The sequence below is a fragment of the Bacillus sp. AP50 genome (genome assembly GCF_040492675.1).
Classification (GTDB): Bacteria; Bacillota; Bacilli; order Bacillales; family Bacillaceae_G; genus Bacillus_A; species Bacillus_A cereus.
Window position 1 is genome coordinate 1 of the sequence record NZ_JBEUTW010000092.1, and the last position, 13412, is coordinate 13412.

The following is a 13412-nucleotide window of genomic DNA, read 5'->3' on the forward strand; positions in this document are numbered from 1 at the left end:
GTATAATGAGTGAGAATGATAAGGTGAAATATTAAGATATATTTATACATAGAAGGAGAGAATTAAAAAGAATGGCACATAAAATTTTAGTAGTAGACGATGCGATGTTTATGCGAACGATGATTAAAAACTTATTAAAAAGTAATGCTGAATTTGAAGTTATTGGCGAAGCAGAGAATGGGGTAGAAGCAATTCAAAAGTATAAAGAACTTCAACCTGATATTGTAACATTAGATATTACTATGCCAGAAATGGACGGGCTTGAAGCATTAAAAGAAATTATTAAAATTGATTCAAGTGCAAAGGTTGTTATTTGTTCTGCAATGGGACAACAAGGTATGGTATTAGATGCAATTAAGGGCGGGGCAAAAGACTTTATTGTAAAGCCATTCCAAGCGGATCGTGTAATTGAAGCTTTAACAAAAGTAGCAAATAGTTAATATAGAAGGGGTGCCACAAGGAATCAAAACAGTGATAGCGGATCGACGTGTGGCCCCCTTTTTTCTCATTGTAAAACACTAAATTGTTATACATAAATGAAATGTTTGTTAGACAGGTAGGGGATAAAAATGCAAACAGATCTATTAAATATATTTTTCGAAGAGTCAGAAGAACATTTACAGTCGCTAAATGAAAATGTGCTAGTGTTAGAACAAAATCCTGCTGATATGGATGTTGTAGGAGAAATATTCCGATCCGCTCATACATTCAAAGGTATGTCTGCGAGCATGGAATTTACGGAAATGGCTGATTTAACGCATAAGATGGAAAATGTGTTAGATGAAATTCGTCATGGAAATATAGTTGTAAATGCGGATATTATTGATGTGATTTTTGAGTGCATTGATAATTTGGAGAAGATGGTTGCAGATGTGCAACAAGGTGGAATGGGCAATATTGATGTAGCCTCAACTAAACAGAAATTAGAAGCATTATTGAACGGCAATGTAGAAACTCCTACGGAACATATAGAGCAAAATCATATAGACACCGATGATGCAGTTTCGCATGAAGTGCATATAACAGTTGAACAGCAAGCAATTTTAAAAGCGGTACGTGCTATTATGTGTATTGAAGCATTGCAAAATGTAGGGAATATACAAAAAACAGCTCCGAGTATTGAAGAAATTGAAGCAGATGCTTTCGGATTTGAATTTACAGTATTTATGGATACTGATTGTAGTATAGAAGAATTGAAACAAGTAGTACTTCATGTTTCTGAAATTGAGAAAGTGGAAGTAAAGCAAGGAGAACCTATATCGAAGGAAGTAGCTTCTAAAAAAGTCGTTACACAAGAAGTTGTGCAAGTAGAAGGAAAGCTACAACCAGCTGTGGCTACGCAGGTAGAATCACCAATAGAGGCAACGAATCAACCTTCAAGTGCTATGCCAGCTAAAAGTACTACAAAAACGAAAAATGCTAAAGTGGAGAATCGTTCAATTCGTGTTCAATTAGAGAAAATCGAAAGATTAATGAATATGTTTGAAGAAAGTGTAATTGAACGTGGGCGCATTGATGAATTGGCTCAAACGATTCAAAACAAGGAGCTAATTGAACATTTAAATCGATTAGGCGATATTTCAAAAGATATTCAAAATGTACTATTAAATATGCGTATGGTGCCGATTGAAACTGTATTCAATCGTTTCCCGCGTATGGTACGTATGTTAGCGAAAGATTTAGGGAAAAAAATCGATTTACAAATTACAGGTGAAGATACTGAAGTAGATAAAATTGTTATTGATGAAATCGGTGATCCGCTCGTTCATTTAATTCGAAATGCAATCGATCACGGTGTTGAAACTGTTGAAAAACGACGTGATGCAGGTAAAAATGAGACAGGTACGATTAAATTAGAAGCCTTTCATAGTGGAAATCATGTCGTTATTCAAATTACGGATGATGGAAACGGTATTAATAAAGGGAAAGTATTAGAAAAAGCGATTAAAAATGGCGTTGTAACTGAAGCGGATGCGAATAGATTAACAGATCGTGAAGTGTTTGATCTTATTTTCCAACCAGGATTTAGTACAGCTGAAGTTGTATCAGATCTTTCTGGACGCGGTGTCGGATTAGATGTTGTAAAACATACGATTCATAGTTTAGGTGGACATTTAATTATTGATTCTGAGGAAGGAAAGGGAAGTACATTTAGAATTGAACTTCCATTAACGTTGTCTATTATTCAATCTATGCTTGTTCAAACGAATGATAAGCGTTATGCTTTACCTCTTGGAAATATCGTTGAAGCAATTCGAATTAAGAGAGAAGACATCCAATCCTTACAAGGAAAAGATGTGTTAAATTATCGTAATCAAATTATTGAAGTGAAACATTTAAGTACTGTATTTGGTGAAAAAACAGTAGATGAGGCGTTTGCGTCATATGATGGTCAAATGGTTCCTGTGTTAATTGTTCGTAACACACATCGCAGCTATGGACTTATTGTAAACACAATTATCGGTCAAAGAGAAATAGTCTTAAAGTCATTAGGTGACTTCTTTGCAGAGAGTTCTAACTATTTCTCTGGTGCGACGATTCTCGGTGATGGACGAGTGGTCCTCATTTTAAACCCAGAAGGTTTATAATAGGAATGAAGGAAAGCTCCCCACTTGTATACAATTGGGGAGCTTTTTGGCTAATCGTTACGAATCTAATAATGGATACATAGTAACGTTTTATACTAATGAGTTTGCTAAAATAAGAGTTTATATTATTTGATAGAAAAACAGAAATGAGGAGGCAGGGAAAATGCCTGAGCAACACACAAAAGGGGATACGAGCACGATTGTGCTAGAAAAAGAAAATGAGCATTTAACGCCCCAAGAATGCGATATTCTTGGCGAAATTGCAAATATATCATTTGGTTCAGCTTCGACTGTATTATCAACAATTTTAAATAGGCAAGTAAGCATTACTGCTCCTCGTATAGAGTTGGTAGATTTATATGATTCAAGAGATGTCGAAGTTCCACATGTTGTATTAAACATTCATTTTACAAAAGGATTAGATATGGAAAACCTTCTTGTTCTTAAGCAAGATGTTGCATTGTCCATTGCTGATTTAATGATGATGGGAACAGGTGAAGTCGAGGACGGAAAAGAACTTGGTGAATTAGAGCTAAGTGCTGTACAAGAAGCGATGAATCAAATGATGGGATTCGCAGCTACATCTATGTCGGAATTCTTCCAAGATACAGTAGATATGTCTCCGCCGACGATTAAAGTTGTAAAGTTATCAGAAGAAATGGAGAAAATCTCTGAAATCGATGGGAATCATACGATTGTTAAAGTATCGTTTGATTTAAAGATAGATAATCTTGTAAACTCTAAACTTGTACAAATTGTTTCAGTTGAGCATGCGAAACAAATGGTAAATAAATTAATGCAATTATCTGGTGGAGTAGAAGAAACAGACGAACCAGCAGAAGTAGTGGAAACTGAGATTGTAGAAGAAGTTGAAAAAGAGCATTTAACACAAGAAGAGAAAGATGTGCTTGGTGAAATTGCAAATATTTCAATTGGCTCCGCTTCAACAGTATTGTCAACGCTTTTAAATCAGCCAGTTACAATTAGTACACCAAATGTGGAAGCAATCAATGTTCGTCATTATGATGGAGTACCAGTACCATTTGTTATTTTAAATGTCGACTTTGTTGAAGGGCTAAAGAATGAGAATGTATTCGTATTTACGAAAGATGTTGCCTTAACAATGGTAGATTTAATGATGATGGGAACAGGGGAAGTTGACCCAGAAAAAGAGCTTACTGAATTAGAACTGAGCGGTATTAAAGAAATTATGAACCAAATGATGGGTCATGCTGCTACGGCGATGTCAGAAATGTTTCAAGAAAAAATGGACATGACGCCGCCAAATGTTAAATTTGTAACGTTAAAAGAAGAAATGGAATATTTGGGAGAGTCAATGGAAGTGGACGAACTCGTTCAAATTACGTTCAATCTTGAAATTGGCGATTTGCTTCAATCGAAGATGTATCAAATTTTGCCAATTTCCGAAGCGAAAGAAATGGTAAGGCGACTTCTGTATCCGATGGTGGAAGAAGAAGAGATTGCCACAGAAGAAATTGAAGAAGAAAAAATTGTAGAACCAGTTGTGCAACCTATTGAATTTAAAGAAGTAAAACAAATGGAACCAGTATATATGGACACGTCCATTCTACAAAATGTAGAAATGAACGTGAAATTTGTATTTGGAAGTACAGTGAAAACGATTCAAGATATATTAAGTTTACAAGAAAATGAAGCAGTTGTACTAGATGAGGATATTGATGAACCGATTCGTATTTATGTAAATGATGTATTAGTGGCGTATGGTGAACTTGTAAATGTAGATGGATTTTTTGGAGTAAAAGTGACGAAATCACTATAAGGCATTGAAATAGGAGTTTGAACTAGTAGATGAAAAACGTAAAGTTTTTTCTAATGAGTTGGCTATGCATACATGTGTGCTTGTTCTTCCCCTTGCAAAGTCAGGCTGAGGAACAAATTGAGTCAGATCAAAAAATAAATGAAGTGAATGTACAAGAAGAAAATAAGGAATCTCAAGAATCGTCAGAACAAGTGGAAACGAAGCAAGATGAAGAGAAACAAAAAGAAGCAGAGCAACAAGAAGTAGCAAATAAACAATTGAATGAAAGAAAGATAGAAACGGAACAGGGAATTATTACAGTAAATAAGCCGGAGCTTAAAGTTGGCGAAGAAGTGCGAATTGCTGTAGAACCAAATGGGAAAAACATTCAAAGTATGAAAGGTATATTGCAGCTACAAAAAAATGGCGAGCAATATGCGCAAGAAAGAATACTATCTTTTGAGTATGATGAAGAAACGAAGAGCTGGGTTGCTAACTATAAAGCAGGGAATTTTGATTTGCAAGGTGATTGGAATCTTCAGCTCGTTCAAAGTTACAAAGAGAATGAGAAAGAAGAAATCGTAAAAAATGAAGTGAAAGTCCCGCTCATTCGTATTAAAAATGAAACGCCAACTATAGATAAAGAATTGCCAAAGTTACAGAAAGTTACTATTGATGAAGTAAAAGAGAACTTAGTTGAACGAAAACAGGGAGATTCTATACATATACGAGTAAAAGCGTCAGATATAGAATCGGTTGTAAAAGAAGTGCGCGTTACATTAAAAGGGAAAGAAAATAAAGAGCTTTCGTTTTTATTAGACTACAACAAGCATGATATGGATTGGCAAAAAGTATTTGAAATAACAGAAGCATTGCCGGCTGGGCCATACGAATTACTTGTAGAGATAATAGATGCAGCAGGTAATAAACTTGTTGAAGAAAGTGAATATACCATTTCTGTTTTGGCGCCAAAAAACGAAGATGATAAAAAGATAGAAGAGAAAGAGAAAGAAGAGAAATTAGATAATAAACTAGAAAATGAATTAGAAGATAAGAAAGAAAATGAGAAGCAAGAAGATTTGAAAATCAAAAACCCGCTTCTAGAAGAAAAATTGCCGGTTGTTCAAATTCCGAAGCAAGATGAGAAAGTAAATAAGTTTATAAAAGAACCGTTGAAAGAGAAAGAGGAATTTACTTACGTTATAAAAGAGCCGTTCGAAGACAACAAGGAAGTACATAAGGCGAAGGACCAAAAAGAGAAAAGTAACAAACAAGTTGTCTCTAAAAAGAAAGAACAAAAAGAAGAAACGAAAGACAAGGAAGAAGAAAAAGGTGAACAGGGAGTACAAGCTTCGGATGTATTTACTATCATGTCAGGTTTGTTCGTACTGTTTTTAGTTTTAAAGAGTAATAAAGAATGGGGCTAATTATTTCATAGTAGTGGAGGCGCTTAAATGGAGATTAAACGTACGACAATTGAAGATAAGACGCTACAACCATTAAAACAGCCTGCAGCTATTTCGGAACATGAAATCCAGAAAGAACGAAAGCGTAGCAATTTAGTGTTTACTGGACAGTCTAAAATTATTTCGAAAAATAATGAGATAGGTATTTTACTTGCAAGTTTAAGTGATGGAAAGATTATGAAGGAAATGCTTTCTAAAGAGATGGATACAGTGTTACAACTTTTTAAAAAGTTACATACGTTATCTGAAGAAGGAAAGCAATCAGAAAAAGTGTTTGAACAAGTAATTAGAAGCCTGCAAGGACTTATTAAGCAGGCGCATATAAAAGAACTTCCTTTGTTAGATGGAACATATGATTTCGCTGAAGTGCAACTATCATTTGGTAGAAAAGTACATATTCCTTTACTAGATGTAAGTGCACTCATCTCTAGAGTGGAAAGTGATTCTTCAGAAGGAAATATAAATTTGATGGTAACGGTTATTACTGCTTATATAACGAAATTGTCTAACGAAACGATTTTAATTAGCGTTACAGACCGCATTGCTAAAGATCGGGATGTAAGTGTATGGAGAGCGCTTGCGGAAATGAACATGACACAATTATCACAGGCATTGAAACAAATGATGCAAGAACATAAATGGTCTATGACGTTTCTTTTTCTCTTCATATGGATTGTCGGTATTATTTTAATTCGAGTTATGTAAAAAGGTCGTCACTCCATTGTGACGACCTCTTTTATATTTTTTCGTAGAAGAATGTATCAAATCGCTGAAGATTGTAACGTTCGGGTGTTAAAATTTGTTCCGTACTACCAACAAATAGTACACCGCCTTTTCGTAAAGAACGACTAAATTTTTCGTAAAGTTTTATTCTTGCTTCTTCTGTGAAATATATCATTACATTACGACAAATAATCAAATCATAATTTGTATCGAATGACTGCATTAAAAGGTCATGTTGTTTAAACGAGACGTTTTGTTTAATGTTTTGATGCAATGAATATAGACCATTCTCTTTTGTGAAATGACGTTCTTTCAAATCAGTAGGTAATTCCTTTAACGAACGTTCCGTATATTGAGCGCGTTTTGCGGTTTCTAAAATATGAAAATCAAGATCTGTTGCTTGAATTTCAAAACGAAATGGAGCTAGATGCTTTGATAAAATTAAAGAGAGTGTATATGGTTCTTCACCAGCAGCGCAAGCGGCACTCCATACCTTTAATTTTCCGCTATTTTGTTCGAGTAATTTTGGTAGTGCTTTCGACTCTAAAGTTTGCCATCGTTCTTTATTTCTAAAAAACTCTGAAACGTTAATTGTAATATAGTCAATAAAATTTAAAAATAAATTTTGATCAGCGCGTAATTTGTTTAAAAAATTAGTGTAGTTTTCGAAGCCTTTTCTCGAAATGAAAGCATCGATTCTACGGCGCATTCTATCTTGTTTATATGAAGCGATGTCCATATTGAATTGTTGTTTAAAACTCGCGATAAAATGATCATAATCTTGTTCAATTATCATATTTACAATAGGCACAATAATGGTATTGTGCCTCCCCCTTTACATCATACGAATTTTTTGTTCAAAGCTTTTTTTCATTTGCTTTTCATGTAATCCTGGTAAATCATAAATGACAGCATCAATACCTGCTTCTTTTGCAACATCGACAGGGATGACAGATGTATGTTTGTCACCATTATAAAAACAGAGAACTAAATCAGTGTCTTCAATAATTTGTTTAACAAAAAACATATAATCTGATCGGTAAATGGAGTCGGAAGGATGATCAAAAGCAACATATTCGGCTCCGTGTTTTTTTAAGTAATCAACGACTTCTTGAAATTCATCTGTTATTGCTGGCAATGGTTGCAGCGTGTAAAGGCATAAATTTTGAGCGAGTCTTTCATTCTCAACGAAAAAACGAAGAACCTCATTTTCGATAGATTTATAACATAATATGTAAATTTTATGTTTGTGAGCATAGTCAGTTAAAAATTTTTTAATTTCTTCTTGATCTAATGCTGTTAATTGATTTGAACCACAAAGGAAAATATTCATAGAATTGTGCCACCTCATGCTAAATTGTAACATATCTTTTATAAAAAATAACTGCAAAATATTACTGTTCAGAGTATAATTATAAATAACTGGATTTTACGATTAAGTTTAGGAAGAAATAAAAAAATAAATAGGTGATATATATGCTACGTTCTATCTCGCATAATCCAATTTTATCGCATATACCGCCTGCTACTCAAATGCCGAAAGAAGCAAATGTCAGAACAGGACTTGCATTTTCGGATAATTTGCATGCAGATCCGAAAAAAGATAAATTACTAGAACAAATGGAAGCGTTTGTCGATAATATTGGAGAAATTAAAGAGAAAATTGAAATGGAATTAACGCTTGATAATGTAATGGAATACAAAAATACAGTAAAATCATTTTTGAATTTTTACGTGGATAATGTATTGCAGTATAAAGATGTCATGTCTCGTCACCCGCGTTACGGATATTCACAGAAAATGACGATTGTGAAACAGGCAGAAATGGGATTGAATGAATTAGAAGATGTTATGAATTTAATTAATACGAAAACAGGACATTTAGAAATGTTAAATCAAATTGGAGAAATCCATGGTTTAATTGTGAATTTAGTCTTGTAAAAGGAAGGAAGCTATATGTACATACAATTATATGAAAAACTCGTTATTATTCAAAAAGCGTATGAAAATATTCAAGCGCTTGGAGAGCAAATATATGAGAATTTAAAAAATAAAAATGTAAATGCAGTTCAAAAATTGCAAGTAGAGCAATTGCAGTACATTGATGGTTTAAAAGGGTTATCAAGCTCATTAGAAGAAATGGTTGTTCAGTTCTGTAAAGAACAAGGGGTTGAATCGTTTCGTGTAAGTGCGTTATTTTCGTATTTTTCTCAAGAAGAAATTGAAAAAATGGAAGAATTACAAAAAAACGTAACTGAATTAGAAGAGAATGTAAAAATGCTTCTTTTGAAAAATCAATATTACTTAAACGTACTATTAAAAACTACAGAAAGTATTGTGGATTCTGTTTCTGAATATAACTTAGAGCGAAACAATAATTCGCAAATCTTTATGAACGAACTATTGTAAAGGAGAAGTGAAGCTTTATGAGATTATCTGATTATAATACACCGCTATCGGGCATGTTAGCGGCTCAAATGGGGTTACAAACAACGAAACAAAACTTGTCTAACATTCATACACCGGGTTATGTTCGTCAAATGGTGAATTACGGATCTGTTGGAGCAAGCAATGGTCATACGCCAGAACAGAGAATTGGTTACGGTGTACAAACGCTAGGTGTTGACCGTATTACTGATGAGGTAAAAACGAAGCAGTTTAATGATCAATTATCTCAGCTCTCTTACTATAACTACATGAATTCAACTTTATCACGTGTAGAGTCTATGGTTGGAACGACAGGGAAGAATTCATTATCTAGTTTAATGGACGGTTTCTTTAATGCCTTTCGTGAAGTAGCAAAAAATCCAGAGCAACCAAACTACTATGATACATTAATTTCTGAAACTGGGAAGTTCACAAGTCAAGTGAATCGTCTTGCGAAAAACTTAGATACAGTGGAAGCACAGACAGCAGAAGATATTGAAGCGCATGTTAATGAATTTAATCGTCTTGCTGCTAGTTTAGCAGAAGCGAATCATAAAATTGGACAAGCGGGTACACAAGTGCCGAATCAACTTTTAGACGAACGAGATCGCATCGTTACAGAGATGTCTAAGTATGCAAACATCGAAGTATCTTATGAATCTATGAATCCTAATATCGCGAGTGTTAGAATGAATGGTATTTTAACAGTAAATGGACAAGATACATATCCACTTCAATTAAATAAAGAAAAAGACCCAATGTCAGTTGAGATTTACGGTTCAGAAATCTCTGTAACTAGCGGAGCGATAAAGTCAGCGATTGATACGAAAGCAAAGATTGTTGATTATAAAAAAAATCTCGAAGACTTAATGAGTTCAGTGAAAAATCAAGTGAATACAGTGATGGGAAAAGATTTCTTCGTTGGAGATTATGCGAAGGATATGAAGTTAAATCCAGAATTCCAAAAAGATGTTTCGAAAATGAAAATATCTGCTGAAACAGCAAATAAACTAGCAGCAATTACAGATGGAGATTATAAAGAAGGTCTTTCTTATAAACAAGCATTAGACCAATTTATAGTTCGTGTAGCCTCTGATAAAAGTGCAGTGAATGCTTATCAAAAAATTCATGGAGACTTACTAGAAGGTATTCAGCAAGAAAAAATGAGCGTTGAAGGTGTAAATATGGAAGAGGAAATGGTAAATTTAATGGCCTTCCAAAAATACTTCGTCGCAAATTCTAAAGCTATTACTACGATGAATGAAGTGTTTGATAGTCTATTTTCGATTATTCGATAAGTGATAGTAATTGATTGGAAATATATAAGGAGGAGATAGAAATGAGAGTATCTACATTTCAAAATGCAAACTGGGCAAAGAATCAGTTAATGGATTTGAATGTGCAACAACAATACCATAGAAACCAAGTAACTTCAGGGAAGAAAAATCTTCTTATGAGTGAAGACCCACTTGCAGCGAGTAAATCATTTGCGATTCAACATTCATTGGCAAATATGGAGCAAATGCAAAAAGATATAGCGGATTCGAAAAATGTATTAACACAAACTGAAAATACTTTACAAGGTGTTTTGAAATCTTTAACGAGAGCAGATCAATTAACAGTACAAGCATTAAGTGAGCAAAATGGTGAAAAAGAATTGAAAGCAATCGGTGCAGAGATTGATCAAATTTTAAAACAAGTTGTATATTTAGCGAATACGAAAGAGCAAGGCCGTTATATTTTCGGTGGTGATAGTGCAGAGAAGCCACCATTTACAGAAGATGGTACATACCAGGGCGGAAAAAATGATGTGAACTGGCAACTAAATGACGGTTATGAATTCAAAGCGTTCCGTAACGGAGAAGCATTATTATCCCCGGTTATAAAAACGTTAAAACAGATGAGCGAAGCGATGCAAAAAGGTGACCAAAAAGCGTTACAACCGTTATTAGGAGAAAATAAGAAAAACTTAGATGGCATCATTAACCGTACAACTGAAGTTGGTTCAACAATGAACACAATGGAGACGTTTAAAACAATTTTAAGTGAACAAAATTTAGCGCTTCAAGAAAATCGTAAAGAAATTGAGGATGTCGATTTAGCGGTCGCAATTTCTGACTTAGCATATATAAATGCAACGTATGAAGCGACGCTTAAAGCAGTTAGTACGATGAGTAAAACGAGCATTTTAGATTATATGTAAACGAATAAGGAGTGATACAACATGGCAGGAACATTAACAGGTATTGGCGGTAGACAACAAATTTGGAACCTCGGAAATAATATGATCGATACTTCTAATCTTGTAGAATTAGAACTACAAGCATTAAATATGAAAAAAACACCCTATACAACGGAAAAACAACAACTTACACAAGATAAACAATTATACACAAGTTTAAAAACAGAATTTAGTTCTTTTACACAAACATTTAAAAACTTAGCATCATTTAAAGGAAATGAAAAAAAAGTTACAACAACACAGGATGGCTATATTAATGTAATAGCTGATGGCGGAGCAATCTCGGGAACATTCAATATGACAATTAAGCAACTTGCGCAACGCCATCAAATTGCTTCAAATGATATTAAAATTGATGAAAAATTACCTGCAGAAGAAACATTAGAAATTAATGGGAAACCACTTAAAGTAACAACGGATATGACTTATAAGGACTTAATTAATAAAATTAATGATGGTGACTATGGTGTTTCTGCATATACGCTTGGTGGCAAAGTATTTATGTCTGCTAAAAATGAGGGAATGGGAGGCAAAATTAAGTTTACAAGTGAAAAATCTGATTTGTTCCAAAAAATGGGTTTATCTACAGTGGATGGTAAAGCAGTGAACGTCATTAATGAAGCACAGGATGCAATATACAGTATTAATGGCATTGAAGGGAAAAGTGCTAGTAATACAATTGAAACACTCCCTGGTGTAAAAGTGGAGTTATTAAAAGTAACTGAATCGAAGGTAACGGACGGTGGAACTGGTACAGACACAAAAGGAATAGATTTAAAATTTACAGTAAGTGATTCAAATGTAACCGACGCATCCAACCTTATTAAAAAAATGGTGGCAGATTATAATAAAGCGGTTTCTACAGTAGATCTTTTTGCTGGAAAAGGTGGAGCCTTCCAGGGACAAGTAATTATGCAAAGCATACGTCAAGTAATGAATAGCGTTGTAACATTTTCTCAAGATGATAATTATTTATTTAATTTTGGTATCCAAATAAAGCAGGATGGGACATTAGAAGTCGATGATGAAGCTCTAACAAAGGCATTAAAAGAAAAGCCAGATACAGCTAAACAGTTTTTCTTTAGCTCAAATGGTTTAGGGAAAATGATGGAGGCCCCGCTTGAAAAGCTTTTCGGTGATAAAGGTGTCGTTGGGGAACGAGTAAAGAGTATAGATTCGCGTGTAAGTGATTTAGATAGAAAAATTAGCGATATTGATATGCAAAATAAACAAAAGCAAGATGAAATTGTGAAGAAGTATCAAAAGCTAGAAAGTACATTGGCGGCGCTTGATAGCCAACTAAAAACAATTAAAGCAATGACAAAACAAAAAAGTGATGATTAATGAAAGTTGAGGAAGTGATCGTATGCAAGCATGGCAACGTTATATGCAAAATGATATTATGACGAGTAACCCAATTAAAAATACAATTTTTATTTATGAAAGATGTATTGTAGAGTTTCGTAATTTAGAAGAACTTTTACATACTTTTAAACTACAAGAAGGGGACGCACTTCTTGAAAAATTAGAACGTATTTTTGAAGAACTAAAGCTTCAATTAAATCCTGAGATTACGAAAGATTTATATGACAGTCTCTATGGTTTATATGATTGGATTAGCATTCAAATTCAAACGATGAAAGTAACGCGTGAAGCGAAAGATATTGATGCAATTGTGAAAGTGTTACAAGATTTAATAGACGGCTACCGCGGAGCACTTGAAAATGAACAATGATATTTATCGGACGTTTGTCGACTGTTTTAATGAAATCGGTGAATTGCAAGTGTCAGATAGAGAGTTTGCTGAGAAGAGTGAGATGTTAAATCGCTGGATGATGACATTGGATGAAGAAACGCGTGCGCAAGTTGCAATAGAAGTAAGCCCGCTAATTATTAAGGCAGCTCAGCATATTCGGGATAAGCAAAGGATTTTAGAAGAAATGATTATGGAAAACAATGGGCGAATGAAGGCTAATTCATTTTACGGTAAATATTAATAATAACGTCTGGAAACAGATTCCCCTTTTAAAAGGGGGTCTATTCCTTCGTTTACATAAAGAACTCCACTGATTGAGGTTTCATTTTATGACTGTGATGAAAAAATAATAGTAATCTAAATAATAGAAAAATGGACTTTAGTTTGTAGTTTATATATTGAAATGTTCTATAGATTACTAAGTGTATAC

At 34.0% G+C, this 13412-nt stretch carries 14 protein-coding genes; 12 read left to right on the forward strand and 2 right to left on the reverse strand.

Translation table 11 applies throughout. The features are described from left to right. Positions 1 to 71 precede the first annotated feature (71 nt). The 5 genes from ABWK52_RS08380 (at position 72) to ABWK52_RS08400 (ending at position 6539) form a co-directional block, all read left to right on the forward strand. Positions 72 to 440, forward strand: coding sequence for a response regulator (locus ABWK52_RS08380; RefSeq protein ID WP_000940568.1), 369 nt, complete (start codon positions 72 to 74; stop codon positions 438 to 440). Positions 441 to 569: 129 nt separating this feature from the next. Further along, a complete protein-coding gene (locus ABWK52_RS08385) occupies positions 570 to 2588 on the forward strand; it encodes a chemotaxis protein CheA (protein WP_001192611.1) in 2019 nt (672 codons plus the stop codon). Positions 2589 to 2751: 163 nt separating this feature from the next. Further along, entirely contained in the window at positions 2752 to 4389 is a 1638-nt protein-coding gene (locus ABWK52_RS08390; RefSeq protein WP_001115014.1) for a flagellar motor switch protein, read from the forward strand. 29 nt (positions 4390 to 4418) lie between these two features. Continuing rightward, a complete protein-coding gene (locus ABWK52_RS08395; RefSeq protein ID WP_098541427.1) occupies positions 4419 to 5795 on the forward strand; it encodes a transglycosylase in 1377 nt (458 codons plus the stop codon). Positions 5796 to 5822: 27 nt separating this feature from the next. Then, positions 5823 to 6539: a hypothetical protein gene (locus ABWK52_RS08400; RefSeq protein WP_098541429.1), complete on the forward strand. Its 717-nt coding sequence runs from the start codon at positions 5823 to 5825 to the stop codon at positions 6537 to 6539. Between the two features lie 31 nt (positions 6540 to 6570). On the opposite strand, the gene ABWK52_RS08405 is transcribed toward ABWK52_RS08400, so the two are convergent. Together ABWK52_RS08405 and ABWK52_RS08410 are read right to left on the reverse strand one after the other, a co-directional pair. Beyond that, positions 6571 to 7353 (reverse strand): CheR family methyltransferase, encoded by a 783-nt coding sequence (locus ABWK52_RS08405; protein ID WP_000582874.1) that lies wholly within the window; start codon positions 7351 to 7353, stop codon positions 6571 to 6573. Positions 7354 to 7392: 39 nt separating this feature from the next. After that, positions 7393 to 7890, reverse strand: coding sequence for a hypothetical protein (locus ABWK52_RS08410; RefSeq protein ID WP_001020105.1), 498 nt, complete (start codon positions 7888 to 7890; stop codon positions 7393 to 7395). Between the two features lie 143 nt (positions 7891 to 8033). Here ABWK52_RS08410 and ABWK52_RS08415 point away from each other — a divergent pair, with 143 nt between their 5' ends. The 7 genes from ABWK52_RS08415 to ABWK52_RS08445 are packed head-to-tail and all read left to right on the forward strand — an operon-like array spanning position 8034 to position 13223. Further along, positions 8034 to 8498: a YaaR family protein gene (locus ABWK52_RS08415; RefSeq protein WP_000946323.1), complete on the forward strand. Its 465-nt coding sequence runs from the start codon at positions 8034 to 8036 to the stop codon at positions 8496 to 8498. Positions 8499 to 8513: 15 nt separating this feature from the next. After that, positions 8514 to 8966, forward strand: a complete 453-nt coding sequence (locus ABWK52_RS08420; RefSeq protein WP_000275885.1) for a hypothetical protein — start codon at positions 8514 to 8516, stop codon at positions 8964 to 8966. Positions 8967 to 8983: 17 nt separating this feature from the next. Further along, the gene (gene flgK / locus ABWK52_RS08425; RefSeq protein WP_001239713.1) at positions 8984 to 10282 is read left to right on the forward strand and encodes a flagellar hook-associated protein FlgK; all 1299 of its coding nucleotides are present in this window, start codon (positions 8984 to 8986) and stop codon (positions 10280 to 10282) included. A 41-nt stretch (positions 10283 to 10323) separates the two neighbouring features. Further along, positions 10324 to 11187 (forward strand): flagellar hook-associated protein 3, encoded by an 864-nt coding sequence (locus ABWK52_RS08430; RefSeq protein WP_001266413.1) that lies wholly within the window; start codon positions 10324 to 10326, stop codon positions 11185 to 11187. Positions 11188 to 11208: 21 nt separating this feature from the next. Continuing rightward, complete coding sequence (locus ABWK52_RS08435) at positions 11209 to 12570, forward strand: flagellar hook-associated protein 2 (RefSeq protein ID WP_053514215.1); 1362 nt, start codon at positions 11209 to 11211, stop codon at positions 12568 to 12570. Between the two features lie 22 nt (positions 12571 to 12592). Then, positions 12593 to 12961 (forward strand): flagellar export chaperone FliS, encoded by a 369-nt coding sequence (gene fliS, locus ABWK52_RS08440; protein WP_001149516.1) that lies wholly within the window; start codon positions 12593 to 12595, stop codon positions 12959 to 12961. Then, complete coding sequence (locus tag ABWK52_RS08445; protein ID WP_006922667.1) at positions 12951 to 13223, forward strand: hypothetical protein; 273 nt, start codon at positions 12951 to 12953, stop codon at positions 13221 to 13223. The genes fliS and ABWK52_RS08445 overlap by 11 nt, the downstream gene beginning before the upstream one ends. The last annotated feature ends 189 nt before the right edge of the window (positions 13224 to 13412 follow it).

Excerpts from the sequence above, each read along its gene's own strand:
- ABWK52_RS08380 (WP_000940568.1), top strand. The coding sequence starts at position 72 with ATGGCACATAAAATTTTAGTAGTAGACGATGCGATGTTTATGCGAACG.
- ABWK52_RS08385 (WP_001192611.1), top strand. The coding sequence starts at position 570 with ATGCAAACAGATCTATTAAATATATTTTTCGAAGAGTCAGAAGAACAT.
- ABWK52_RS08390 (WP_001115014.1), top strand. The coding sequence starts at position 2,752 with ATGCCTGAGCAACACACAAAAGGGGATACGAGCACGATTGTGCTAGAA.
- ABWK52_RS08395 (WP_098541427.1), top strand. The coding sequence starts at position 4,419 with ATGAAAAACGTAAAGTTTTTTCTAATGAGTTGGCTATGCATACATGTG.
- ABWK52_RS08400 (WP_098541429.1), top strand. The coding sequence starts at position 5,823 with ATGGAGATTAAACGTACGACAATTGAAGATAAGACGCTACAACCATTA.
- ABWK52_RS08405 (WP_000582874.1), bottom strand. The coding sequence starts at position 7,353 with ATGATAATTGAACAAGATTATGATCATTTTATCGCGAGTTTTAAACAA.
- ABWK52_RS08410 (WP_001020105.1), bottom strand. The coding sequence starts at position 7,890 with ATGAATATTTTCCTTTGTGGTTCAAATCAATTAACAGCATTAGATCAA.
- ABWK52_RS08415 (WP_000946323.1), top strand. The coding sequence starts at position 8,034 with ATGCTACGTTCTATCTCGCATAATCCAATTTTATCGCATATACCGCCT.
- ABWK52_RS08420 (WP_000275885.1), top strand. The coding sequence starts at position 8,514 with ATGTACATACAATTATATGAAAAACTCGTTATTATTCAAAAAGCGTAT.
- flgK (WP_001239713.1), top strand. The coding sequence starts at position 8,984 with ATGAGATTATCTGATTATAATACACCGCTATCGGGCATGTTAGCGGCT.
- ABWK52_RS08430 (WP_001266413.1), top strand. The coding sequence starts at position 10,324 with ATGAGAGTATCTACATTTCAAAATGCAAACTGGGCAAAGAATCAGTTA.
- ABWK52_RS08435 (WP_053514215.1), top strand. The coding sequence starts at position 11,209 with ATGGCAGGAACATTAACAGGTATTGGCGGTAGACAACAAATTTGGAAC.
- fliS (WP_001149516.1), top strand. The coding sequence starts at position 12,593 with ATGCAAGCATGGCAACGTTATATGCAAAATGATATTATGACGAGTAAC.
- ABWK52_RS08445 (WP_006922667.1), top strand. The coding sequence starts at position 12,951 with ATGAACAATGATATTTATCGGACGTTTGTCGACTGTTTTAATGAAATC.